This is a genomic window from Streptomyces sp. NPDC044921 (assembly GCF_056432865.1).
In genome coordinates, this window is the sequence record NZ_JBWKIF010000032.1 from 28,227 (window position 1) to 51,105 (window position 22,879).

The window sequence follows — 22,879 nt, forward strand, 5'->3', positions numbered from 1 at the left end:
GTTCCGTGATCCGCGGAGTGCGGGTCGCGTGTGGTCGACCGCGCCGTTCCCCGCGCCCCTGAAAAGAAGGCACCTCACCCCCTCCCTCTGGAAAAGGAACTGTTCATGGCTGTTCATCCCGAAGCCGACGCCCTGCTCGCCCGGTCGCACCGGCTGGGGGCCGATCCACGGAACACCAACTACGCGGGGGGCAACGCCTCCGCCAAGGGTGTCGGGACCGACCCCGTCACCGGCGGGGACGTCGAGCTGATGTGGGTCAAGGGGTCCGGCGGGGACCTCGGGACGCTGACCGAGGCGGGGCTGGCCGTGCTGCGGCTGGACCGGATGCGGGCGCTCGTCGACGTGTATCCGGGGGTGGAGCGCGAGGACGAGATGGTCGCCGCGTTCGACTACTGCCTGCACGGCAAGGGCGGGGCGGCGCCGTCCATCGACACCGCCATGCACGGGCTGGTGGAGGCCGCGCACGTCGACCACCTCCACCCGGACTCCGGGATCGCGCTCGCCTGCGCGGCCGACGGGGAGAAGCTGACCGCCGAGTGCTTCGGGGACAGCGTGGTGTGGGTGCCGTGGCGGCGGCCCGGGTTCCAGCTCGGGCTGGACATCGCCGCCGTGAAGAAGGCCAACCCCCAGGCGATCGGCTGCGTCCTCGGCGGGCACGGGATCACGGCCTGGGGGGACACCTCCGAGGAGTGCGAGCGCAACTCGCTGCACATCATCCGGACCGCGGAGCGGTTCCTCGCCGAGCGGGGCAAGGCGGAGCCCTTCGGGCCGGTGATCGAGGGGTACGCGGCGCTGGGCGCCGCCGAGCGGCGGGAGCGGGCCGCCGCCCTCGCGCCGCACGTGCGCGCCCTCGCCTCGCAGGACCGGCCCCAGGTGGGGCACTTCGACGACTCCGAGGTCGTCCTGGACTTCCTCGCGAGCGCCGAGCACCCGCGGCTCGCCGCGCTCGGCACCTCCTGCCCCGACCACTTCCTGCGCACCAAGGTCCGGCCCCTGGTGCTGGACCTGCCGCCGACCGCCCCGCTCGACGAGGCGCTCGCGCGGCTGAAGGAGCTGCACGCCGGGTACCGCGAGGAGTACGCCGCCTACTACCGGCGGCACGCCGAGCCGGACTCCCCCGCCATGCGCGGCGCCGACCCGGCGATCGTGCTGGTCCCCGGGGTCGGCATGTTCTCCTTCGGCAAGGACAAGCAGACCGCCCGGGTCGCGGGCGAGTTCTACGTCAACGCCATCAACGTGATGCGCGGGGCGGAGGCCGTGTCCACGTACGCGCCGATCGAGGAGTCGGAGAAGTTCCGCATCGAGTACTGGGCGCTGGAGGAGGCCAAGCTCCGGCGGATGCCGAAGCCCAAGGCGCTCGCCACCCGGGTCGCGCTGGTGACCGGGGCCGGCAGCGGGATCGGCAAGGCCATCGCGCACCGGCTCGTGGCGGAGGGCGCGTGCGTGGTCGTCGCCGACCTGAACACGGCAAACGCCGAGGCCGTCGCCGAGGAGCTGGGCGGCCCCGACAAGGCCGTCGCCGTGACGGTCGACGTGACGCAGGAGGAGCAGATCGCCGAGGCCTTCCGGGCGGCGGTGCTCGCCTTCGGCGGTGTCGATCTCGTGGTCAACAACGCGGGCATCTCCATCTCCAAGCCGCTGCTGGAGACCTCCGCGAAGGACTGGGACCTGCAGCACGACATCATGGCGCGCGGGTCCTTCCTGGTGTCGCGGGAGGCGGCGCGGGTGATGATCGCGCAGGGGCTGGGCGGGGACATCGTCTACATCGCCTCGAAGAACGCCGTGTTCGCCGGGCCCAACAACATCGCCTACTCGGCCACCAAGGCCGACCAGGCCCACCAGGTGCGGCTGCTCGCCGCCGAGCTGGGCGAGCACGGGATCCGCGTCAACGGCGTCAACCCCGACGGCGTCGTGCGCGGGTCGGGGATCTTCGCCGGAGGGTGGGGCGCCCAGCGGGCCGCCGTGTACGGGGTCGAGGAGGAGAAGCTGGGCGAGTTCTACGCGCAGCGGACCATCCTCAAACGCGAGGTGCTCCCCGAGCACGTGGCCAACGCCGTCTTCGCGCTGACCGGCGGGGACCTCACCCACACGACCGGCCTGCACGTCCCCGTGGACGCCGGTGTCGCGGCCGCCTTCCTGCGGTGAGCGCGGACGTGAGGGCGTACGCCGCCGTCGACCTCGGCGCGTCCAGCGGGCGCGTGATGGTCGGCCGCGTCGGTCCGGACAGCCTGGAGCTCACCGAGGCGCACCGCTTCCCGAACCGGCCCGTGCGGGTGCCCGAGGGGCTGCGGTGGGACGTCCTCGCGCTGTACGCCGGAGTCCTGGAGGGGCTGAGGGCGGCCGGGCAGGTCGACTCCGTCGGCATCGACAGCTGGGCCGTCGACTACGGGCTGCTGGACGCCGACGGGGCGCTGCTCGGCAACCCCGTGCACTACCGGGACGCGCGGACCGAGGGCGTCCCCGAGAAGGTGTGGGCGAGCGTGCCCGCGCGGGAGCTGTACGCCGCCACCGGGTTGCAGTACGCGCCCTTCAACACCCTGTACCAGCTGACCGCAGCCCGCTCCACGGCCCAACTCGCGCAGGCGAAGCGGCTGTTGCTGATGCCGGATCTGCTGACGTACTGGCTCACCGGCGAGCAGGGCACCGAGCTGACCAACGCCTCGACCACCCAGCTGATCGACCCGCGCACCCGGGACTGGGCCTACGGCCTCGCCGGGCGCCTCGGGATCGACCTCGGGCTGTTCGCGCCGCTGCGCCGGCCCGGGGACCCGGCGGGGGTGCTGCGGCCCGAGGTCCTTCAGGAGACGGGGCTGGCCGGTCCCGTGCCGGTGACGGCCGTCGGCTCGCACGACACGGCGTCGGCGGTCGCCGCCGTCCCCGCGGCCGGCGAGCGGTTCGCCTACATCTGCACCGGCACGTGGTCGCTGGCCGGTCTGGAGCTGGACGCGCCGGTCCTCACCGAGGAGAGCCGGGCGGCCAACTTCACCAACGAGCTGGGGCTGGACGGCACCGTCCGGTACCTGCGCAACATCATGGGGCTGTGGCTGCTCCAGGAGTGCGTGCGGGCCTGGGGCGACCCGGACCTGGGCGGGCTGCTGCTGGAGGCGTCCAAGGCGCAGGCGCTGCGGTCGGTCGTGGACGCGGGCGACGCCGCGTTCCTCGCGCCGGGGCGCATGCCCGAGCGGATCGCCGAGGCGTGCCGGGCCTCGGGACAGCCGGTGCCCCGGACCCCGGGCGAGGTGACGCGCTGCATCCTCGACTCCCTCGCCCTGGCCCACCGCGAGGCGGTCCACGACGCGCAGCGGCTGGCCGGGCACCCGGTCGACGTCGTCCACGTGGTGGGCGGCGGCACGCGCAACGCGCTGCTGTGCCAGCTGACCGCCGACGCCTGCGGGCTGCCGGTGGTGGCCGGGCCGACCGAGGCGGCCGCCCTGGGGAACGTGCTCGTGCAGGCACGGGCACACGGACTGGTCGGCGACCTGGCCGGAACGCGGCGACTGCTCGCCCGGACGCAGCCGCTCACCCGGTACGAACCGCGCGGCGGCACCGAGCGGTGGCGCGCCGCGCGGGACCGGCTCGCCGGGGCCTGACGGCCTCCCCCGGGCCGTGCGCCCGGACTACCCTGCACTCATCCGATGATCGACCCCGAGGAGCCGCGATGCGTGTCGCCCTGTTCCTGACCTGCGTCAACGACACGCTGTATCCGGACACCGGCCGCGCCGTGGTGAAGCTGCTGACCAGACTGGGCGTCGAGGTCGACTTCCCGATGGCGCAGACCTGCTGCGGGCAGGCGCACTACAACACCGGCTACCGCCACGAGGCCGAGCCGCTCGCCCGGCACTTCTCCGATGTCTTCGGCGGGTACGAGGCGATCGTGACGCCCTCCGGGTCCTGCGGGGCGATGGTGCGGGAGCTGTACCCGCGCATGGGCGAGCGGGCCCGGGCCGAGGGGCGCGGGGGCGCCCTGGCGGCCACGCTGGCGCCGGTGGTGCCCAAGACGTACGAGCTCACCGAGTTCCTGGTGGACGTGCTGGGCGTGACGGACGTCGGGGCGTACTACCCGCACAAGGTGACCTACCACCCCACCTGCCACGGGCTGCGCGGACTGGGCCTGGGCGAGCGGCCCCTGCGGCTGCTGCGGGCCGTGAAGGGGCTGGAACTGGCCGAGCTGCCCGGGGCCGACGAGTGCTGCGGGTTCGGCGGCACCTTCGCGCTGAAGAACGCCGACGTCTCGGCGGCGATGGGCGCGGACAAGGTGCGCAACGCCGAGTCGACGGGCGCCGAGGTGCTGTGCGCGGCCGACAACTCCTGCCTGATGCACCTCGGCGGCACGATGGCCCGGCTGCGGACCGGCATGCGGCCGGTGCACCTCGCGGAGATCCTGGCGAGCACGGAGGAGGAACCGGCCCTATGAGCGGAACGTTCGTCGGGATGCCTGCGTTTCCCCCACCCGCCCCCCTGCGTTCCCACAGGCCGCGCGGGAGGCCGTCGGCAACGCGACCCTGCGCGGCAATCTGCGGCACGCCACGCACACCATCCGCGCCAAGCGCGCGAAGGCCGTGGCGGAGGTGTCCGACTGGGCCGAGCTGCGCGAGGCGGGCAAGCGCATCAAGGACCACACGCTGCGCCATCTCGACCGCTACCTCGTGCAGTTGGAGGAGTCGGTCACGGCCGCCGGCGGCGTCGTGCACTGGGCCGCCGACGCGGCCGAGGCCAACGAGATCGTCACCCAGCTCGTGAAGATGACCGGCGAGTCCGAGGTCGTCAAGGTCAAGTCGATGGCCACGCAGGAGATCGGGCTGAACGAGGCGCTTCAGGCCGCGGGCATCCGCGCCTACGAGACCGATCTCGCCGAGCTGATCGTGCAGTTGGGCAAGGACCGCCCCTCGCACATCCTGGTGCCGGCCATCCACCGCAACCGGGGCGAGATCCGCGACATCTTCGCCCGGGAGATGAGCGCGTGGGGCCGCCCCGCCCCCGAGGGCCTGACCGACACGCCCGCCGAACTCGCCGAGGCGGCCCGGCTGCACCTGCGGGAGAAGTTCCTGCGGGCCAAGGTCGGCGTCTCCGGCGCCAACTTCATGGTCGCCGAGACGGGCACGCTCGTGGTCGTGGAGTCCGAGGGGAACGGACGGATGTGCCTGACCCTGCCCGAGACCCTGATCTCCGTCGTCGGCATCGAGAAGATCGTGCCGACCTGGCGGGACCTGGAGGTGTTCCTGCAGACCCTCCCCCGCTCCTCGACGGCCGAGCGCATGAACCCCTACACCTCCACCTGGACCGGCACGAGGGACGACGACGGGCCGAGCACCTTCCACCTGGTGCTGCTGGACAACGGCCGCACCGACACCCTCGCCGACGAGGTCGGCCGGCAGGCCCTGCGCTGCATCCGCTGCTCGGCGTGCCTGAACGTGTGCCCGGTGTACGAGCGGGCCGGCGGCCACGCCTACGGTTCGGTGTATCCGGGCCCGATCGGCGCGATCCTCAGCCCCCAACTGCGCGGCACGGGCAGCGAGATCGACGCCTCGCTGCCGTACGCGTCCTCGCTGTGCGGGGCGTGCTACGAGGTGTGCCCGGTCGCCATCGACATCCCCGAGGTGCTGGTGCACCTGCGGGAGCGGGTCGTCGAGGGCGGTGAGGTCACCCGGGAGGGCAACCGGGTGGTGCTGCGGCCGGCGAAGGGCCATGCCGCGGAGCGGGCGGCGATGCGCGCGGCCCGCTGGGCGTTCACGCACCCGGGCGCCCTGCGCACCGGCCAGCGCGCCGCCTCCCGGACCCGCCGCTTCCATCCCCGTACCCTGCCGGGCCCCGGCCGGGCGTGGAGCGGGTCCCGGGAGCTGCCGCCGGTGCCGGCCGAGCCGTTCCGGGACTGGTGGCAGCGCACGCGCGGCGGGAAGGACGGGGCGAAGTGAACAGCAGGGAACGGATCCTGGGCCGGGTGCGGCGGGCGCTCGCGGACGCGCCCGCCGACGAGACGCCGATCGCGCGGGACTACCTGCGCGAGCACGGGACGCGGACCGTCGCGGAGACGGTGGAGCTGCTCGCCGAGAACCTGGCCGACTACCGGGCGATCGTGCACCGCACGGACGAGGCCGGACTGGCCGGGCTGATCGCGGGGCTGCTGGAGCAGCACGGATCGGCCTCCGTGCTGGTGCCGCCGGGGCTGGACGAGGGGTGGCTGGCGGCGACCGGGGTGACGCGCGTGGCCGACCGGGCCGAGAGCACCGCGGACGAACTCGACCGGGTGGACAGCGTCGTGACGGCCTGTGCGGTGGCGATCGCCGAGACCGGGACGATCGTGCTGGACGGCTCGCCCGACCAGGGGCGGCGCCGGATCACGCTCGTGCCGGACCATCACGTCTGTGTGGTCCGGGTGCCGGAGCAAGTCGTGTCGTCCGTGCCGCAGGGGCTCGAACGCCTCGACCCGGCGCGCCCGTTGACCTGGATCTCCGGCCCTTCGGCGACCAGTGACATCGAGCTGGACCGGGTCGAGGGGGTGCACGGACCGCGCACGCTGGAGGTGATCCTGGTGGGCCGGGCGTGACTCAGGGCAGGATCGAGTCGACGTAGCCGCCGTCGACGCGCAGGGCGCCGCCCGTGGTCGCCGAGGCCTGGTCGGAGGCGAGGTAGACGACCATGTGGGCGATCTCCTCCGGCTCGATCAGCCGCTGCAGCAGCGACTGCGGCCGGTGCTGCCGCATGAAGGCGCGCTGGGCCTCGTCCCAGGGCAGGTCGCGGTCCACGAGCTGGTAGACGAAGTCCTCCACGCCGCCCGTGTGGGTCGGCCCGGCGATGACGGAGTTGACCGTGACGCCGGTCCCGGCGGCCTGCTTGGCGAAGCCCCGGCTCACGGCGAGCAGGGCGGTCTTGGACATGCCGTAGTGGATCATCTCGGCGGGGACGACGACCGCCGAGTCGCTGGCGATGTTCTGGACGCGGCCCCAGCCGCGTTCGGTCATGCCGGGCAGGACGAGCCGGGTCAGGCGCACCGCGGACAGCACGTTCACCTCGAAGTAGCGCAGCCACTCCTCGTCGCTGATCTCCAGGGGGTCGGCGGACTCGAAGATGCCGAGGTTGTTGACGAGGATGTCCACCTGCCCCAGGGTGTCCACCGCCTGCCGGGCGCCCTCGTCGCCGGTCACGTCGGCGGCGACGGGCACCAGGTCGGCACCGGGGGCCTCGCCCCGCAGGCGTTCCACGGCCTCCTCCACCCGCGCGGGCGAACGGCCGTTGACGCCCACCCGGGCGCCCGCCCGGGCCAGGCCCGTGGCGATGGCGGCGCCGATGCCCTGCGTGGAGCCGGTGACGAGAGCGGTGCGGCCCTTCAGATCGATCTGCATGCCGAGTCAGCCCTTTCCGTTCGGGGGTGATCGAGTACCCGGGGGGTGTCGCTGAGTACACCCCGCGATACGGGTTCTGCGGCCAGTGCGGTCACGCCCCCCTCCTCCGTAGCGTCGAGGGCGAGACACAGGGCGTGTCGGACGAAGGGGGACGACGAGATGATCCGCACCGGCCCACGGCAGCACCAGGACCCCGAGCCCGCCGCGGAGGCGCTGCGGCTGGTCGAGGTCACCAAGACGTACGGGAGCGCCGGCAGCGCCGTGACCGCCCTGGACGGGGTGACGCTCGGGCTCGGGCGCGGCACGTTCACGGCGGTCATGGGACCGTCCGGTTCCGGCAAGTCGACGCTGCTGCAGTGCGCGGCGGGCCTGGACCGGCCCGACAGCGGGATCGTCCGGGTGGACGGCACCGAGCTGACGGGCGGCGGCGAGGCCGAGCTGACGAAGTTCCGGCGCGGCCGGATCGGCTTCGTGTTCCAGCAGTACAACCTGCTGGAGACGCTGACCGTCGCGCAGAACACGGTGCTGCCGCTGAAGCTGGCCGGGCGGCGCGTGGACCGGCGGCGGGTGCGCGAGGTGCTGACGTCCCTGGGGCTCGGTGACCGGCTCGGGCACCGGCCGGACCAGCTCTCCGGCGGCCAGCGCCAGCGGGTGGCGATCGCCCGGGCCCTGGTCACCGAGCCGCGGGTGGTCTTCGCCGACGAGCCGACGGGCGCCCTGGACTCGCGCAGCGCGCGGGACGTGCTCGATCTGCTGCGGCAGGCGGTGCGGGTGCACGGCCGCACGGTGGTGATGGTGACGCACGACCCGGTCGCCGCCTCCTACGCCGACACCGTGCTGTTCCTCGCGGACGGCCGCCTGGCGGGCCGGCTCGACGCCCCGACGGCGGACGCGGTCGCCGAGCGGCTGGCGCACCTGGGCGACGACGTGGCCGCGGGGGTGTGAGGGATGTTCGTGCTGGCCATGCGCTCGGTCCGGCAGCGGCCCGGGCGGTTCCTCGCGACGCTGCTGTCCGCGTTCCTGGGCGCGGCGATCATCATGACGTTCAACTCGATGCACGACACGGCGGGGCAGCCGGGCGTGGATCCGGTCAGCGCGCAGACCCTCTCCACGGCGGCGGGCGTGGTCGGCGGGTACGGCACCGCGCTGGTGTTCTTCGCGATCGCCTCGACGCTGACGGTGAACGTGCGGCAGCGGGCCGCCGAGATGGAGCTGCTGCGCCGCTCGGGGGCGACTCCGGCGCAGCTCCAACGGATGGTCGTGGGCGAGGCGGTGGCGGTGGCCCTGGTGGGGGCCGTGCCGGCGATCGGCCCGGCGATGCTCGGCGGACGGGCGCTGCTGGCGGTGTTCCAGGACAGCGGCCAGGTCGCGCGGTCGGTCGGGTACTCCTTCGGGACGGTGGCCTGCGCGACCGGTTTCGGCATCACGCTGCTCGCCGCCGCGGGCGCCGCGTTCCTCGCGGTGCGGCGCGCGACGGCGGGCGGCGGGAAGCGGCCGGGCCGGGCCCGGAGGGTCCTGGCCTACGCGGCACTGGTGGCCGGTGCCATCGCCGTGAGCTCGACGTTCGTGTTCTCGGCGACGGACGCCGCGCTGATGGCGCCGCCCGCCTACGGGGCGATCCTGCTGTCCGTCGGATGCGCGCTGCGCGCGCCGGGGCTGCTGTCGGCGGTGCTGGACCGGCTCCCGCTCGGCGGGGCGAGCGGCTGGCTGGCGGTGCGGAACCTGCGCGTGCGGGCCGCGGAACTCGCCGGGATCCTGATGTCGCTGATCCTGTTCACGGCCGTCGCCACGGCGACGCTGACCATGCAGGCGGTGGAGAGCGACGCCGTGGCGGCCTCGGGCGCGGTGAAGTCGGTCGACGCGAAGAACCTGGAGACGCTCAACTTCACGGTCGTCGGCATCATCGTGGTCTTCGTCTGCGTCATGCTCGTCAACTCCCTGTACGCGGCGACGTCGTACCGCGGGCGGGAGTTCGGGCAGCAGCGCCTCGCCGGGGCGACGCCCCGGCAGGTGCTGGGCATGGTGGCGGCCGAAGGGCTGGTCCTGATGGTGACCGGCGTCTGCTGCGGCACGCTGGCGGCGCTGGCGGGGGTCGTGCCGTTCACGATGGTGCGCACCGACGGGGTGCTGCCCGGGCAGATGCTCGGTGTGTGGCTCGCGGTCGTGGCGGTCGCGGCGGCGGTGACGGCCGGCACGGGTCTGGCGACGGCCCGCCGGGTGCTGCGCACTCCGGCGGTGCGGGCGGTGACGTCGGCGGCGTGACGCGCGGGTCGGGGGCGGTCGCCGCGGCGGCCGCCCCTCACCGCGTCCCGGACGCGTCCAGCAGCGCGGCCGCGGTCGTCGTCGTCAGGCCGTCCAGGGTCTCGATCCCGGCGCCGGCCCGGGCGCTGGCGCCGTCGAAGACCAGCATCAGCTGGCGGGCGAGCAGCTCCGGGTCGCGGGCTCCGCCCTCCTCGGCCCGGGTGCGGAAGTAGTCGCGCATCCATTCCTTCGCCCCGCGGGCGACCGCGCTCGCCGGGTGCTCGGGGTCCTTCAGCTCGACGAGTGCGGCGAGGTAGGGGCAGCCCTGGTAGTCCGGGTCGGTCGCGCCCTTCTCCAGCCGCTCGAAGACGTCCAGGATCCGCTCGCGCGGGGTCCGCTCGGGTTCCCGCGCGTCGGGCGCGAGCCGCGCGGCGTACTCCGGCAGCCGCCGGGCCAGGCTCGCCGCGAGGACCTCGTCCTTGCTGGCGAACAGCTGGTACATGGACCGCTTGGAGACCCCGGCGCTCCGGCACAGCGTCTCGACCCCGATGGAGACGCCTTCGCGGTAGAACAGCTCGGACGCCGCGTCGAGGAGCCGGTCCCTGGTGGACGCCTTGTCGGTGGTGGCCATACCGGTGAGGTTACCGCGCCGCTGCCCCGGAGGAAACCGATCGGTTTTACCCCTGTTCCGCGGTGCCGCCCCCGTGACAGCATCGCTGAACAAGCGCTTGGACAGGCGCTCGGATCGCCCTGACCGTCCTGCCCGCCGCCCCGCCCTGGAGGCTCCGGTGTTCACCTCCGTCGACGACGTCTCCGCCCGTCTGGCCACGACCGGCTATCTCGCCTCGCCCGCGGTCGCCACGACCGTCTTCCTCGCCGACCGTCTCGGCAAGCCGCTGCTGGTGGAGGGCCCGGCCGGCGTCGGCAAGACCGAGCTCGCCAAGGCCGTCGCCGAGGTCGCCGGGGCGCGGCTCGTCCGCCTCCAGTGCTACGAGGGCGTCGACGAGTCCCGGGCGCTGTACGAGTGGAACCACGCCAAGCAGCTGCTGCGCATCAGCGCCGGCCGGGACGAGACCTGGGACGAGACCCGCACGGACATCTTCGGCGAGGAGTTCCTGCTCACCCGGCCGCTGCTGACGGCCATCCGGGGCGACGACCCGAAGGTGCTGCTGATCGACGAGACCGACAAGGCGGACGTCGAGGTGGAGGGCCTGCTGCTGGAAGTGCTCAGCGACTTCCAGGTCACCGTCCCGGAGCTGGGCACGATCACCGCGACGCGCCGCCCCTTCGTGGTCCTGACCTCCAACGCGAGCCGCGAGCTGTCCGAGGCGCTGCGCCGCCGCTGCCTGTTCCTGCACATCGGTTTCCCGGAGGAGGAGCTGGAGCGCCGGATCGTACGGCTGAGGGTGCCGGGGCTCGACGAGGCGCTGGCCCGTTCCGTCGTGCGGGTCGTGGGCGCGCTGCGGGCGATGGACCTGCGCAAGGTGCCCTCGGTCGCCGAGACCATCGACTGGGCGCGCACGCTGCTCGCGCTCGGTGCCGGCACGCTGGACGAGACGGTCGTGCGGGCCACCCTCGGCGTGCTCCTCAAGCACCAGGACGACGTCCTGAAGGCGTCCGCCAAGCTCGACCTGGACGCGCTGTGACCACGGCGGAGGGCGTCGCCGAGCGGCTGACGTCCCTGGTCGGGGCGCTGCGCGCGCACGGTGTGCGGATCGGCACGGGTGAGACGGTGGACGCGGCGCGGGCCATCGGGGAACTCGGCCTGGCCGACCGGGACCTGCTGCGCGAGGGGCTCGCCGCGACCCTGCTGCACGGGACCGGGCAGCGGGAGGTGTTCGATCCGGTCTTCGACCTGTACTTCCCGCGCGGGGTCGGCAGCGCGGAGCAGGAGCCGGCCGGGCGGCAGGAGCTGCGCGACCGGCTGGCGGCCGCGCTGGCCGCCGACGACCGGGCGATGCTGGGCCGGCTGGCGATCGAGGCGGTCGACGGCTTCGGCGGTTACGGCTCCTCGCCGGAGTCGGACGGCTGGTCGTCGTACCAGACGCTGGAACGGCTGCGGCCGCAGACCCTGATGGCCCGGGTCCGGGACGAGGTGCGCGCGGGGGGCGGGAGTTCCGGTTTCACGGACCGGCTGCTGGAGGACGAGGTGCGGCGGCGCATCGAGGCCTTCCGGGCGCTGGTGGCGGCGGAGGCGCGGCGCCGGGTCGCCGAGCGGCGCGGCCGGGACGAGATCGCCCGGCGGGCGGTCGCCCCGACGGCCGACCGGGTCGACTTCCTCTTCGCGGGCAGGGACACCCTGGCGGAACTGCGCCGGACGGTGCGGCCGCTCGCCCGCAAGCTCGCCACCCGGCTGGCGGCCCGACGCCGCCGCGCGGCCCGGGGCACGATCGACCTGCGGCGCACGCTGCGCGGTTCGCTGTCGACGGGTGGGGTGCCGGTGAAGCCGGTGCTGCGCCGACGGCGTCCGGCCCGGCCCGAGCTGGTGCTGCTGTGCGACGTGTCGGGCTCGGTGTCCGGGTTCTCGGACTTCACGATGCTGCTGGTACAGGCGCTGCACGACCAGTTCAGCAAGGTGCGCGTGTTCGCCTTCGTCAACCGGATCGACGAGGTGACCGGGCTGCTGGAGCACGGCGGGGCCGATCCGGAGGGGCTGGGCGCCCGCATCCGGGACCAGGCGGCGATCACCGGCTGGCACGGCAGCAGCGACTACGGCACGGCCCTCGGCGAGTTCGCGGAGCGCTACGCCGACGCGGCCGGTCCGCGCACGACCGTGTTCGTCCTCGGGGACGCCCGCACGAACGGCGGCGACCCCAATCTGCCGGCCGCGCGGCACATCGCCGGACGCGCCCGCCGCGTCTACTGGCTGAACCCGGAGCAGCGTTCCCGCTGGGGCACCGGCGACTCGGTCGCGCCCGCCTACGCCGAGCTGGTCGAGATGCACGAGTGCCGCACCGCCCGGCAGCTGAGCGCGCTGGTGGCGCGGCTGCTGCCGGTGTGATCAGGCGGCGAGCTGCGGGTACAGGGCGGACGGGTCGGCCGCCAGCCCGGCCTTGACCTGGCGCGAGACGTCGTCGGCGAGGACCTCGTAGGCGCCGGAGGCGACGCCGTCGAGCGCCTGGGCCGCGACGCTCCCGGCCGTGGACTTCGGGGCGTCGACGCCGACGGTCATGTCGGTGTCGACGTAGCCGACGTGCAGGCCGGTGACGTCGATGCCGCGCGGCTTGAGGTCGAGGCGCAGTGAGTTGGTCTGCGACCAGAAGGCCGCCTTGGAGGCGCTGTAGGACCCGGCGAGGCCGATCCACGACAGCACGGAGTGGACGTTGAGGATGTGGCCGCCGCCGTTGCGCTCGATGACGGGGACGAAGGCCCGGGTGACCAGGAGCGGCCCGTAGAAGTTGGTCTCGAACTCGCGGCGCACGTCCTCCACCGGCGAGTCCAGGAAGTTCGCCTTCACCGAGGCACCGGCGTTGTTGATCAGCAGGGTGACGTCCTGGGCACGCTCGGCCGCGGCGGCGACGGAGGCGGGGTCGGTGACCTCCAGGGCGAGCGGCACGGCCTCGGGGTGGGTGACGGTACGCGGGTCGCGGGCGGTGGCGTACACCTTCTTCGCGCCCCGCTCGTACAGGCCCGCGACCAGGGCGCGGCCGATGCCGCGGCTGCCGCCGGTGACCAGGGCGACGGAACCTTCGATGGCGGTCATGGGAGTCTCCCTCACATTGCCTCGATGGGAAACCGATCGGTTTCCCATGCCCGGAAGCGTAAACCGATCGGTTTCCCAGGGCAAGGGCGGAGCCCGGCCGAGGGACCGGACCGCGGGGCGGGGAGCGCGCGAGAAGGCGGCCGTCACCGTGTGACGGCCGCCTTCTCGGCAGGGGACGGACCTCAGTCCTTCTTGGCGTACTCCTTGGCCATGCTGCCCGCGAAGTCGTACACCACGCACTGCTCGTCGCCGACGACCCAGGCGTCGTGCCCGGGCGGGCAGACGAACACGTCCCCGGGTCCCACCTCGCTCTCCGCGCCGTCGTCCATGCGGATGTGCATACGGCCCGAGACGACATAGCCGTTGTGGTGGATCCGGCAGCTGTCCGTCCCGGCGATCGGGGCCACCGACTCCGACCAGCGCCAGCCCGGTTCGAACGTGGCCACGGCGAAGTCCAGTCCGGTCAGGTGGACGGCTTCGAGGTGGCCTCGGGGGTAGTCACGCCGCTCGTCCGGCTTGTCGAGCGTCTTCACCTCAAGCATGACGCTCCTCCTCGGTCAGGGGTTTGCCTCCATCGTCCGTCCGGCCGTCGCGCGACGCCATTCAGGCAGCGCCCGGCCCGCACAGCGCCGCGAAGCGTTCCGCGTCCACGTTGCCACCGGAGAGGATCACGCCGACCCGCGGGGGCAGCGGGCCCACCCGTCCGGTGAGGAGGGCGGCCAGGGGCGTGGCGCCGCTCGGCTCGAGGACGATCTTCAGGCGCTCGAAGGCGAACCTCATCGCCTCCCGGATCTCGTCGTCGCCGACCAGCGCGATCGCGTCGACGAGCCGCCTGTTGACGGAGAAGGTCAGCTCCCCGGGCGTGTGCAGGGCCTGGCCGTCGGCGATGGTGTGCGGGACCGGGATGCTGACGCGCCGCCCGGCCTGGAGCGAGCGCCGGGTGTCGTCCCCGGCTTCCGGCTCGACGCCGATCATCCGGATGCCCGGGTGCAGGGCCTTGGCGGCCGTGGCACTGCCTGCCATCAGCCCGCCGCCGCCGACCGGCGTCAGCAGCGCACCCAACTCCCCCGCCTCTTCCAGGAGTTCGAGAGCGGCCGTGCCCTGCCCGGCCATGACGTGCGGATGCTCGTAGGGCGGGATGAGGGCGAGGCCCCGCTCGGCGGCGAGGGCCTCGGCGACGGCGACGCGGTCGCCGGTGTAGCGGTCGTACGTGACGATCTCGGCGCCGTAGCCGGCGGTGGCCGCGCGCTTGGACGGCGGGGCGTCCTCGGGCATGACGATCACGGCGGTGGAGCCGAGCTCGCGGGCGGCCAGGGCGACGGCCTGGGCGTGGTTGCCGGAGGAGTAGGCGGCGACGCCCCGGGACAGCTGCTCGGGGGTCAGGCGGGAGACGGCGTTGTAGGCGCCTCGGAACTTGAAGGCGCCGGCGCGCTGGAAGTTCTCGCACTTGAGGTGGACCTCGGCGCCGACCAGCGCGTCGAGCGTGCGCGAGCGCAGGACGGGCGTGCGGTGGGCGACGCCCTTGAGCCGGGCGGCGGCGTCCCGGACGTCGTCGACGGTGACCGGTGGGGTGGTGGTCGTCACGAGTGCTCTCCAGGGGAGGTGTCGCGGGCCGCCCGGGCCCGGGCGAGGTAGTGGTAGGCGGAGGCGCGGGAGATGCCGAGCCGGGCGGCGACCTGCTCGACCGCGCCGCGCACGGCGAAGACACCCCGCGCGTCCAGCCCGTCGAACAGTTCCAGGCGCTCCTCGCGGCCGAGTTCGGGCCAGCTGCCCCGCTGCCGGGTGTGGTGGGCGTCGACGAGGGCGTCGACCACGGAGTCGATGTCGTTGCCGAAGGTGGTGACCGGCAGCTCGGCCGGGGCGGAGCCGGCTCCGGCGAGGGCGCCGAGCAGGTCGTGGACCTTCGTGATCGCGCTGACGTCCACGTTGACGCAGAGGGCGCCGAAGACGGCTCCGGCCGAGTCGCGCAGCACCATCGTGGAGGACTTCACGACCGTCCCGTTCCGGGCGCGGGTGACGTAGTTCAGCTCGTCGGCCGCCTCGTCGCCGTGCGCGAGGACGCGCATGCCGATCTCGCTCATCGCACCGCCCACCGTCCGGCCGGTCACCGATCCGGCCACGGCGACCACCGACTTCCCGGGGTCCCGGTAGTCGTGCAGCACGACCTCGCAGACCGGGCCGAAGGTCGCGGCGATGCCGTGCACCACCGGCGTCAGCGCGGCGAGGATCGCGTCGCGTTCGGCGTCCGGCGCGGTGGCCATGCCATCTCCTCTCACCGGGTCCTTCCCGGACCTCTCACCGACCCCCACTCTAGACCAGGAGTCCAGCTCCTGGATAGACCGTCCAGCCATACCCAACACCTGGCAATGGTTCTCACATGACTTCGACCAGGAACCGCTCTTGACATTCATTGTCATCTAGCGTGGCGCTGCCGACCGACCCCACCGCGCACGTCCGCCCTGGAGGAGCCATGCCCCTGTCCCCGACCCATCGCCTGGCACTGCTGGCCGGCGCGTCCCTGGCCCTGCTCGCCGGCTGCGGCAGTGCGCCGGACCCGGCCGGCGGCAGGGGCGCACCGGACCGTGTGGCGGTGGTGGCCTCCACGAACGTCTACGGCGACATCGCCCGGCACATCGGCGGCGACCGGGTCGACGTCACGTCCGTCATCAGCGACCCCGACCAGGACCCGCACTCCTACGAGGCCGATCCGCACAATCAACTGGCCCTGTCCCGGGCCGAGATCGTCATTAAGAACGGCGGCGGCTACGACGACTTCGTCGACCGCATGCTCCGGGCCGGCCGCAACGGCTCCGCGCGGGTGGTCGACGCGGTGAAGGTGTCCCGCAGAACCGCGCCCCCGGGCGGCGAGCTCAACGAACACGTCTGGTACGACTTCCCCACCGTCGCCAAGGTCGCCGACCGGATATCCGCCGCCCTCGCCCAGGCCGACCCGGACCACGCGGGCACCTTCGCGAAGAACGCCGCGGCCTTCGAGGCCGGGCTCACCTCCCTGGAGGCCGGGGAGGCGCGGATCAGGAGGCAGCACGCCGGCGAGGGCATCGCGATCACCGAACCGGTGCCGCTGTACCTGACGGAGGCGAGCGGTCTGGTCGACAGGACGCCTCCGGCGTTCAGCGAGGCCGTCGAGGAGGGCGACGACGTCTCCCCGCGCGTCCTGCGCGAGAGCCTGGCCCTCTTCGGCGAGGGGAGGGTGAAGGCACTCGTCTACAACGAGCAGACCTCCGGCCCGCAGACCGAGAAGGCCAAGGAGGCGGCCGAGGCGGCCGGCGTCCCGGTGGTGCCGGTGACCGAGACCCTGCCCCGGGGCGAGGACTACCTCCGGTGGATGACCGCCAACCTCCACGCGCTCGCCGGCGCGCTGGACCGGTGACCGCCGTATCCGGGCCGGACGCGCCGCCCGTGGTCCGGCTGCGCGGCGCCGCCCTGTCCTACGGCGAGCGCCGGGTGTGGAGCGGCCTCGACCTCGACGTGCGGCCCGGGGAGTTCCTGGCCGTGCTCGGCCCGAACGGCGCGGGCAAGACGAGTTTCGTGCGGGCCCTGCTGGGACTGCGGCCGCTGTCCGCCGGGACGCTGACCGTCCTGGACCGGCCGGCGCGCGAGGCCGCCCGGCACATCGGCTACGTCCCGCAGCAGGCGGCGCTGTCCGCGCAGGCCCTGTTGCGGGCCCGGGACCTGGTGCGGTTCGGCATCGACGGGCACCGCTTCGGCCCGCGGCCGCGCCGCGCCGGGGTCCGCCGCCGCGTGGACGAGATCCTGGAGTCGGTCGGCGCCTCGGCCTACGCCGACGTCCCGCTCGGCATGCTCTCCGGCGGTGAACGCCAGCGGGTGCGCATCGGGCAGGCACTGGCCACCGACCCGCGGATCCTGCTGTGCGACGAGCCGCTGCTCTCGCTCGACCTGCACCACCAGCGGGCCGTCACCGGTCTGGTCGACGCCCGGCGCCGCTCCCACGGCACGGCGGTGGTCTTCGTGACGCACGAGATCAACCCGGTGCTGGGGATGGCCGACCGGGTGCTGTACCTGGCCCGCGGCGGCCATCGCGTCGGCAGCCCGGACGAGGTGCTGACCTCCGCGTCGCTGTCCCGCCTCTACGGCACCCCGGTCGACGTCGTCCGCGTCCGGGGCAGGGTGCTGGTCGTGGGAGCACCCGACGGGGGTGCCACGCCGCCGCACCACCCCGAGCGGGCGCACCGGACGGGCGGGGTGCGCGCATGACACACACCGCATACGCCGACGCCGTCTGGCACCAGCTCTTCGACTTCACCGACTACGGCGCGCTGCTGTCCCTGGTCCGCAACTCGCTCGTCGCCGGTGCGGCGCTCGGGCTCGTGGGCGGGCTGGCCGGGGTCTTCGTGCTGATGCGGGACCTGCCGTTCGCGGTGCACGGCATCAGCGAACTGTCCTTCGCTGGTGCGGCGGCCGCGCTGCTGGCGGGGGCGAACGTCGTGGCGGGCTCGATCACCGGTTCGCTGCTCGCGGCCGGGGTCATCGGGGCGCTGGGGACGCGGGCCCGGGACCGGAACTCGGTGATCGGCATCCTCATGCCGTTCGGGCTGGGGCTCGGGGTGCTCTGCCTCGCCCTGTACCACGGCCGGGCGGCGAACAAGTTCGGACTGCTGACGGGACAGATCGTCGCCGTGGACACCCCGCAGATGTCGTGGCTGCTCGGCACGGCCGCGCTGGTGCTGACCGCGCTGGCGTTCCTGTGGCGCCCGCTCGCCTTCGCCAGCGCCGACCCGGACGTGGCGGAGGCGCGCGGGGTGCCGGTGCGGGGGCTGTCCTTCGCGTTCATGCTGCTGCTGGGGCTCGCGGTGGCCCTGTCGGTGCAGGTCGTCGGGGCGCTGCTGGTGCTGTCCCTGGTCGTCACACCGGCGGCGGCCGCGGCCCGCGTGACCGCCTCACCGGTCCTGCTGCCCGCGCTGAGCGTGCTGTTCGCCGTGGTGTCGATCGAGGGCGGCATCCTGCTCGCCCTGGGCGGCAGCGTCCCGATCAGCCCCTACGTCACCACGATCTCCTTCACCGTCTACGCGCTGTGCCGGGTGACGGGCCGGTACCGCAGGCGGCGCTGGGGGGCGAGGCGGACAGTGCCGCGACCGGCCCGGGGGTGACGCGGCGTTCGCCGACCACCCGCCCGTCGCACACCGCGGTGCGGCGGGCACGGCCGCGGGCGCGCGAATCGGGATTCCTCCTCGAAGGGCCCGGAACACGGGACCGCGGCCGGACCGTCCGGAGCTGCGGGGCCGGGGCGCGCGGCCTGACGGCGGCGGGGTGGGCGGGAGCGGGCGCGCGGCCTGACGGGGCCGGGTAGCCGGGAAGGGGGCGCGCGGCCGGGCGGGGCCAGGCGGCCGGGGCGAGGCGCGCCGCCTGACGAGTCAGTGGGCGCGGACTGGCGGGGCGGCAGGGGCCGGTCGAAGCGCACCGCCTGACGGGACGAAGCACGCCGCCTGTCGGCTCAGGGCGCGTGGCCGGGCGGAGCGGGGCGGCAAGGGTGGGGCGCGCGAACTGACGGGCCAAGGCAGCGGGGACGAAGCGCACCGCCTGACCGGGCGAAGCGCCCCGCCTGCCACGAGGGCGGCCGGGGCCAAGCGCGCCGCCGGGGCGGTCGGGGCGTGCGGCAGGGTCGTTGGGGCCGCTGCCCGTCGGGGGGACCGGCGGGCAGCGGCGGGGCGGGCGGGTCAGGCCGCGGCCAGCGCGGGCGCCGTGGGTTCCTCCGCCTCGGCGAGCTGCGCCAGGAGCGTCGCCCGGGCGCGGGCCACCCGGGAGCGGACGGTGCCGACGGGGCACCCGCTCAGCGCGGCGGCCTCCGCGTACGGCAGCCCGAGCAGCTGGGTAAGGACGAACGCCTCGCGCCGCTCGTCGGGCAGCGCGGCCAGCAGCTCCCGCAGAGCCACACCGTCCTCGAAGCCGGGCAGGCCGCGCGGCTGGGCGAGTTCGGCCGCCGGTTCCCAGTCCGGCAGGTCGGCCGGGCGGGGTCGTACGGCGGTGTACCGGATGCTGTCGGCGACGGCGCGCCGGGCGATGGCCAGCAGCCAGGTGCGGGCCGAGGAGCGGCCCTCGAACCGGTGCAGACTGCCGAGCGCCCGCAGGAACGTGTCCTGCGCCAGGTCGTCCACGGCCTGGGGATCCGCGCACTGATGGGCGACGTACCGGATGACGTCGCGGTGCAGGGCGCGCACGAACCGCTCCACGGCGGCGGCGTCACCGCCGCGGGCGGCCAGCGCCCAGGCGGTTATCGACGCGTCGGCCGAAGCCGTTCTCTCGTGTGCGAGGGGCAGGGCAGGAGTGATCACCTGAAGTCCTTCTCGGGGTGTCCGGGACCGCGGGCGGGCGGGCACGGCGGCACACGGGTGCCGGGGCGTGCGCGCGGGGCCGCGCTGTCCGGTGAGCTGAGTGGGGACACGGCCGTGCCGCCGGGGCCGCCCGCCGAGGGCAGGGGTGACCGGCCGGGGCAGTGGCGTACCGGGGTACGGCCGTGACCGGGGCGCGCAGGGCTGCCCCGGGAGTGCCGGCTGCCGTCAGGCGGCAGCGGTCCCCACGGGCGGCCCGCGAGAGGTGATCGCGTGGACGAGGAGGAGCAGGCGCGGGGCGCGGTCGGACGACGGCCGTCGTACACACGCGACAGGGGGCGGCGGCGCGGGCCGGGCGAGCAGCAGCCGCAGCGGCGCGGCCAGCCGGCTGCCCACGGCGCGCAGGAGCCGGAAGGCGGCACGCTCGCCGTGCCCCAGCCACAGTCCGCAGAACAGGGCGGCCAGCAGGTGGGCGGCGAGCATGCCGAGAGAGGAGTCACCGCCGAGGGTGTGCCCCATGTCGCCCATGTGTCCCGGATGCCCCAAGTGCTCCGCGCCGGGGTGCGTGTGCACGGGCATGGACGCGGACAGGGAGGCGGGCGCGGACTCCATGGGGCTCATGCCGTGCGCCGGCGGCGGCCCGCCCGCGGCCTGCGGCGCGAGCGAGAAGGCCGAGTGCAGTGCCGCCTGGACCACCACGGCCACGGCGACGACGAACCGGAGTCCGCGCTCGCGGCCGGCCAGGCACCAGCCCGCGGCGCCGGTCCCGCCCCAGCCGGCCAGCAGGACCGGCACGGGCACGTGATCGCCGGACATCATGACGTGCCCCAGGGCGGCGAGCACGACACAGACGGCCGCGAACACCGCGGCCCGTATCGCGCGCACACCCCACCCAGCCGTCATGGCGCCTCATCCTCGCATTCCGGCTCCGCGTGAACACCCACCAGTACGGACGCCGCCGGGGCCGGACACTCAATCGACCAACTGTGAACCACGTCACAGGGGTTCGTCCAGGGATCCGGGGGGCAGTGACGGACCAGGGCACGAGGCGGGAGGCGCGGATGTTCGTGGTGTTGTGGTCCGGGTGGGGCATCCTCGTCCTGCCGCTGGCCGGCGCCGGCGTCGCGGTGGGGATCGCGCTGGGCCGGCTGCTCGGCGGGTCGCCGCTCGCCCAGGACATCGGGCTCGTCGTCGGCTGCCTGGTGGCGGCGGCGCTCATCCGGGTCGTCGGCGTGAGACTCAACGAGTTCCGGGAGGACCACAGGTTCTTCAACGTGCCCATGCAGCACTGGGCGTGGGGCGGCGTGCTGTTCGCGGTGGCGGGTGTCGCCATCATGGTGTTCCGCTGACGGGGGCGGCGCCCGTGCCCCGGCCGGTCCGCTTAGGGTGCTCGGCATGACGACGAATCCGGCGGAGCAGGCACGGCAGGCGGACCAGGTGGAGCAGAGGGACCAGGATGAGCGGGCGCGGCCGACCGGCCGGGCGGCACAGGCCTATCTCTGCGAGTTGTTCTCCCTGGCGGGCCGGGTCGCGGTGGTGACCGGCGGCAGTTCCGGCATCGGCCGGGCCATCGCCGGCGCCCTCGCGCGCGCCGGGGCGAGCGTCGTGGTGGTGGCCCGTACGGAGGCCGCCCTGAAGGCGACGGCCGGGGAACTGGCGGCCGAGGGCTGCCGCGCGGCCTGGGTCAGCGCGGACCTGGGCACGCGGGAGGGGGTGCGGACGGCCGCCGAGCGAGCGGTCGAGGCGTTCGGCGAGCCCGACATCCTGGTCAACTGCGCCGGGATCAACCTCCGTCCGCACCTGGACGAGCTCACCGAGGACGTGTGGGACGCCACGATGGCCGTCAACCTGGAGGCCCCCTTCCTGCTGGGACAGCGCTTCGGCCCCGGCATGGCGAAGCGCGGGTACGGGCGGATCCTGAACATCAGCTCGCAGCAGGCGCACCGGGCGTTCGTGCAGAGCGGTGCCTACGGCGCGTCCAAGGGCGGACTGGAGGCGCTGACCCGCTCCCAGGCCGAGGCGTGGTCGCCGCGCGGCGTCACCTGCAACGTCCTGGTGCCCGGCTTCGTCATGACCCCGCTCAACGCACGGCTGTCGTCGGAACCGGAGACGGTGGCCGCTCTCGCCGCGCGCACGTTCGTCGGGCGCAACGGCCTGGCCGAGGACTTCGCGGGCGCGGCGGTCTTCCTGGCGGGCCCGGCGTCGGCCTACATCACCGGGCAGTCCCTCTTCGTGGACGGCGGCCTGTCCGTCCACTGAGACCCCCGGCGGCGCCCAGGCGACCCCATTCCCCGCCGGTCGTCACGCCGTCCACGGTCCTTGACTGGCTGCGCCCCCACCCGTCCGGCGGCGGCTGTCGCTCCGACGGGCGCCCGTCGGTGCCCGGTGTCAGGCTGGGCGGAGGATCTGCGAAAGGGAAGCATCGCCATGATCACCACGGAGTACGCCCCCGGTTCCCCCTGCTGGCTCGACCTCGGCGCTCCGGACGTCCGGGCCGCCGCGGCCTTCTACGGTGCCGTGCTCGGGTGGGAGTACGAGTCCATGGGCGGGAGCGAGGACTTCGAAGGCGGCATGTTCCGCAAGGACGGCAAGGTCGTCGCCGGTCTCGGCAGGCTCACCGAGGAGGGCGCCCGCTCGGCCTGGATGCTCTACTACCGGGTCACCGACGCGGACGCGGCGGCCCAGGCCGTGCGACAGGCGGGCGGCACGGTCCGGGTGGCGCCGACGGACCTCGCGGAGTGGGGCAGGATGGCGCAGTTCAGCGACCCGCTGGGCGGGCAGTTCGCCGTCTGGCAGCCGGGCACGAGCGCGGGCCTGGAGCTGGTGGACCAGCCGGGCTCGCTGTCCTGGACGGAGCTGTACACGAGCGACGCCGCCGCCGCGAAGGAGTTCTACGGCGGCCTCTTCGGCTGGCGGTTCAGTGACATGCCGATGCCGGGCGGGACAGGCACGTACACCCTGATCACCCCGGCGGGGCTCCCCGAGGAGCGCATGCACGGCGGCCTCGTGGAGGTCGGCGGGGACGTCCTCGCGCTCGCGGGTGGCCGGCCGTACTGGCACCCGGTGTTCGCCGTGGAGGACTGCGACGCGGCGGTGGCCGGGGTCGAGGAGAACGGCGGCAGCGTCCAGATGGGCCCCGAGGACGTGGAGGGCGTGGGCCGTCTCGCCGTCTGCCTCGACCGGGCGAACGCGGACTTCGTGCTGCTCACTCCGTCCGGGATGTGAGCGCCGCCTCCCGCAGGCCCTGGCCCCGGGCGTGCGGGGACCGCTCGGAGCACTCCCGCACT

The 22,879-nt window shown here is 74.2% G+C and carries 22 protein-coding genes and 1 pseudogene; 15 read left to right on the top strand and 8 right to left on the bottom strand.

All coding sequences use genetic code 11. From position 1 onward, the window contains the following. Window positions 1-105 precede the first annotated feature (105 nt). The 5 genes and pseudogenes from AC07DA_RS33945 (at window position 106) to AC07DA_RS33965 (ending at window position 6,544) form a co-directional block, all read left to right on the top strand. Complete coding sequence (locus AC07DA_RS33945; protein WP_479132064.1) at window positions 106-2,145, top strand: bifunctional aldolase/short-chain dehydrogenase; 2,040 nt, start codon at window positions 106-108, stop codon at window positions 2,143-2,145. Between the two features lie 56 nt (window positions 2,146-2,201). Beyond that, window positions 2,202-3,590 (top strand): rhamnulokinase, encoded by a 1,389-nt coding sequence (locus tag AC07DA_RS33950; protein WP_479132098.1) that lies wholly within the window; start codon window positions 2,202-2,204, stop codon window positions 3,588-3,590. Window positions 3,591-3,658: 68 nt separating this feature from the next. Beyond that, window positions 3,659-4,414, top strand: coding sequence for a (Fe-S)-binding protein (locus tag AC07DA_RS33955; protein ID WP_479132066.1), 756 nt, complete (start codon window positions 3,659-3,661; stop codon window positions 4,412-4,414). Further along, a pseudogene (locus tag AC07DA_RS33960) lies at window positions 4,411-5,912 on the top strand (LutB/LldF family L-lactate oxidation iron-sulfur protein). Before AC07DA_RS33955 ends, AC07DA_RS33960 begins: the two are co-directional and overlap by 4 nt. After that, on the top strand, window positions 5,909-6,544 hold the full coding sequence (locus tag AC07DA_RS33965; RefSeq protein WP_479132068.1) for a LutC/YkgG family protein: 636 nt from the start codon (window positions 5,909-5,911) through the stop codon (window positions 6,542-6,544). The pseudogene AC07DA_RS33960 and the gene AC07DA_RS33965 overlap by 4 nt, the downstream one beginning before the upstream one ends. Window position 6,545: 1 nt before the next feature. Here the strand turns inward: AC07DA_RS33965 and AC07DA_RS33970 are convergent, their stop codons facing one another. Further along, window positions 6,546-7,340, bottom strand: a complete 795-nt coding sequence (locus AC07DA_RS33970) for an SDR family NAD(P)-dependent oxidoreductase (protein ID WP_479132069.1) — start codon at window positions 7,338-7,340, stop codon at window positions 6,546-6,548. 159 nt (window positions 7,341-7,499) lie between these two features. Here AC07DA_RS33970 and AC07DA_RS33975 point away from each other — a divergent pair, with 159 nt between their 5' ends. Both AC07DA_RS33975 and AC07DA_RS33980 read left to right on the top strand, forming a co-directional pair. Further along, on the top strand, window positions 7,500-8,285 hold the full coding sequence (locus AC07DA_RS33975) for an ABC transporter ATP-binding protein (RefSeq protein ID WP_479132070.1): 786 nt from the start codon (window positions 7,500-7,502) through the stop codon (window positions 8,283-8,285). Window positions 8,286-8,288: 3 nt separating this feature from the next. After that, window positions 8,289-9,602 carry an FtsX-like permease family protein gene (locus tag AC07DA_RS33980; protein ID WP_479132071.1) on the top strand — a complete coding sequence of 438 codons (1,314 nt, stop codon included), beginning with the start codon at window positions 8,289-8,291 and terminating at the stop codon, window positions 9,600-9,602. A 37-nt stretch (window positions 9,603-9,639) separates the two neighbouring features. Here AC07DA_RS33980 and AC07DA_RS33985 read toward each other — a convergent pair whose 3' ends face one another. Further along, window positions 9,640-10,212: a TetR/AcrR family transcriptional regulator gene (locus AC07DA_RS33985; protein WP_479132072.1), complete on the bottom strand. Its 573-nt coding sequence runs from the start codon at window positions 10,210-10,212 to the stop codon at window positions 9,640-9,642. 157 nt (window positions 10,213-10,369) lie between these two features. Between AC07DA_RS33985 and AC07DA_RS33990 the strand changes: the two genes are divergently transcribed. Then, window positions 10,370-11,227 carry an AAA family ATPase gene (locus tag AC07DA_RS33990; RefSeq protein WP_479132073.1) on the top strand — a complete coding sequence of 286 codons (858 nt, stop codon included), beginning with the start codon at window positions 10,370-10,372 and terminating at the stop codon, window positions 11,225-11,227. Beyond that, entirely contained in the window at window positions 11,224-12,582 is a 1,359-nt protein-coding gene (locus AC07DA_RS33995) for a vWA domain-containing protein (protein ID WP_479132074.1), read from the top strand. The genes AC07DA_RS33990 and AC07DA_RS33995 overlap by 4 nt, the downstream gene beginning before the upstream one ends. On the opposite strand, the gene AC07DA_RS34000 is transcribed toward AC07DA_RS33995, so the two are convergent. From AC07DA_RS34000 to AC07DA_RS34015, 4 genes are all read right to left on the bottom strand, one after another. After that, window positions 12,583-13,284: an SDR family oxidoreductase gene (locus AC07DA_RS34000; RefSeq protein WP_479132075.1), complete on the bottom strand. Its 702-nt coding sequence runs from the start codon at window positions 13,282-13,284 to the stop codon at window positions 12,583-12,585. Between the two features lie 182 nt (window positions 13,285-13,466). Further along, the gene (locus AC07DA_RS34005) at window positions 13,467-13,826 is read right to left on the bottom strand and encodes a cupin domain-containing protein (RefSeq protein WP_479132076.1); all 360 of its coding nucleotides are present in this window, start codon (window positions 13,824-13,826) and stop codon (window positions 13,467-13,469) included. A gap of 61 nt (window positions 13,827-13,887) precedes the next feature. Continuing rightward, on the bottom strand, window positions 13,888-14,868 hold the full coding sequence (locus tag AC07DA_RS34010) for a pyridoxal-phosphate dependent enzyme (RefSeq protein ID WP_479132077.1): 981 nt from the start codon (window positions 14,866-14,868) through the stop codon (window positions 13,888-13,890). Further along, window positions 14,865-15,545: a helix-turn-helix transcriptional regulator gene (locus tag AC07DA_RS34015; protein ID WP_479132078.1), complete on the bottom strand. Its 681-nt coding sequence runs from the start codon at window positions 15,543-15,545 to the stop codon at window positions 14,865-14,867. Before AC07DA_RS34015 ends, AC07DA_RS34010 begins: the two co-directional genes overlap by 4 nt. A 209-nt stretch (window positions 15,546-15,754) precedes the next feature. Between AC07DA_RS34015 and AC07DA_RS34020 the strand changes: the two genes are divergently transcribed. The 3 genes from AC07DA_RS34020 to AC07DA_RS34030 are packed head-to-tail and all read left to right on the top strand — an operon-like array spanning window position 15,755 to window position 18,413. Then, the gene (locus tag AC07DA_RS34020) at window positions 15,755-16,675 is read left to right on the top strand and encodes a metal ABC transporter solute-binding protein, Zn/Mn family (protein WP_479132080.1); all 921 of its coding nucleotides are present in this window, start codon (window positions 15,755-15,757) and stop codon (window positions 16,673-16,675) included. Beyond that, window positions 16,672-17,520, top strand: a complete 849-nt coding sequence (locus tag AC07DA_RS34025; RefSeq protein WP_479132081.1) for a metal ABC transporter ATP-binding protein — start codon at window positions 16,672-16,674, stop codon at window positions 17,518-17,520. Before AC07DA_RS34020 ends, AC07DA_RS34025 begins: the two co-directional genes overlap by 4 nt. Next, entirely contained in the window at window positions 17,517-18,413 is an 897-nt protein-coding gene (locus AC07DA_RS34030; RefSeq protein WP_479132082.1) for a metal ABC transporter permease, read from the top strand. Before AC07DA_RS34025 ends, AC07DA_RS34030 begins: the two co-directional genes overlap by 4 nt. A gap of 567 nt (window positions 18,414-18,980) precedes the next feature. Here the strand turns inward: AC07DA_RS34030 and AC07DA_RS34035 are convergent. Continuing rightward, the gene (locus AC07DA_RS34035; protein ID WP_479132083.1) at window positions 18,981-19,595 is read right to left on the bottom strand and encodes a sigma-70 family RNA polymerase sigma factor; all 615 of its coding nucleotides are present in this window, start codon (window positions 19,593-19,595) and stop codon (window positions 18,981-18,983) included. A gap of 225 nt (window positions 19,596-19,820) precedes the next feature. Continuing rightward, window positions 19,821-20,495 (bottom strand): hypothetical protein, encoded by a 675-nt coding sequence (locus AC07DA_RS34040; protein WP_479132084.1) that lies wholly within the window; start codon window positions 20,493-20,495, stop codon window positions 19,821-19,823. A 125-nt stretch (window positions 20,496-20,620) separates the two neighbouring features. On the opposite strand from AC07DA_RS34040, the gene AC07DA_RS34045 reads away from it, so the two are divergent. From AC07DA_RS34045 to AC07DA_RS34055, 3 genes are all read left to right on the top strand, one after another. Beyond that, entirely contained in the window at window positions 20,621-20,941 is a 321-nt protein-coding gene (locus AC07DA_RS34045) for a hypothetical protein (protein WP_479132085.1), read from the top strand. A 46-nt stretch (window positions 20,942-20,987) separates the two neighbouring features. After that, window positions 20,988-21,851: an SDR family NAD(P)-dependent oxidoreductase gene (locus AC07DA_RS34050; RefSeq protein ID WP_479132086.1), complete on the top strand. Its 864-nt coding sequence runs from the start codon at window positions 20,988-20,990 to the stop codon at window positions 21,849-21,851. A gap of 168 nt (window positions 21,852-22,019) precedes the next feature. Then, window positions 22,020-22,817, top strand: coding sequence for a VOC family protein (locus tag AC07DA_RS34055; protein ID WP_479132087.1), 798 nt, complete (start codon window positions 22,020-22,022; stop codon window positions 22,815-22,817). Window positions 22,818-22,879: the final 62 nt, after the last annotated feature.

Coding starts and splice junctions, on each gene's coding strand:
- AC07DA_RS33945 (WP_479132064.1), top strand. CDS start 106: ATGGCTGTTCATCCCGAAGCCGACGCCCTGCTCGCCCGGTCGCACCGG.
- AC07DA_RS33950 (WP_479132098.1), top strand. CDS start 2,202: ATGGTCGGCCGCGTCGGTCCGGACAGCCTGGAGCTCACCGAGGCGCAC.
- AC07DA_RS33955 (WP_479132066.1), top strand. CDS start 3,659: ATGCGTGTCGCCCTGTTCCTGACCTGCGTCAACGACACGCTGTATCCG.
- AC07DA_RS33970 (WP_479132069.1), bottom strand. CDS start 7,340: ATGCAGATCGATCTGAAGGGCCGCACCGCTCTCGTCACCGGCTCCACG.
- AC07DA_RS33975 (WP_479132070.1), top strand. CDS start 7,500: ATGATCCGCACCGGCCCACGGCAGCACCAGGACCCCGAGCCCGCCGCG.
- AC07DA_RS33980 (WP_479132071.1), top strand. CDS start 8,289: ATGTTCGTGCTGGCCATGCGCTCGGTCCGGCAGCGGCCCGGGCGGTTC.
- AC07DA_RS33985 (WP_479132072.1), bottom strand. CDS start 10,212: ATGGCCACCACCGACAAGGCGTCCACCAGGGACCGGCTCCTCGACGCG.
- AC07DA_RS34000 (WP_479132075.1), bottom strand. CDS start 13,284: ATGACCGCCATCGAAGGTTCCGTCGCCCTGGTCACCGGCGGCAGCCGC.
- AC07DA_RS34005 (WP_479132076.1), bottom strand. CDS start 13,826: ATGCTTGAGGTGAAGACGCTCGACAAGCCGGACGAGCGGCGTGACTAC.
- AC07DA_RS34015 (WP_479132078.1), bottom strand. CDS start 15,545: ATGGCCACCGCGCCGGACGCCGAACGCGACGCGATCCTCGCCGCGCTG.
- AC07DA_RS34020 (WP_479132080.1), top strand. CDS start 15,755: ATGCCCCTGTCCCCGACCCATCGCCTGGCACTGCTGGCCGGCGCGTCC.
- AC07DA_RS34030 (WP_479132082.1), top strand. CDS start 17,517: ATGACACACACCGCATACGCCGACGCCGTCTGGCACCAGCTCTTCGAC.
- AC07DA_RS34040 (WP_479132084.1), bottom strand. CDS start 20,495: ATGACGGCTGGGTGGGGTGTGCGCGCGATACGGGCCGCGGTGTTCGCG.
- AC07DA_RS34050 (WP_479132086.1), top strand. CDS start 20,988: ATGACGACGAATCCGGCGGAGCAGGCACGGCAGGCGGACCAGGTGGAG.
- AC07DA_RS34055 (WP_479132087.1), top strand. CDS start 22,020: ATGATCACCACGGAGTACGCCCCCGGTTCCCCCTGCTGGCTCGACCTC.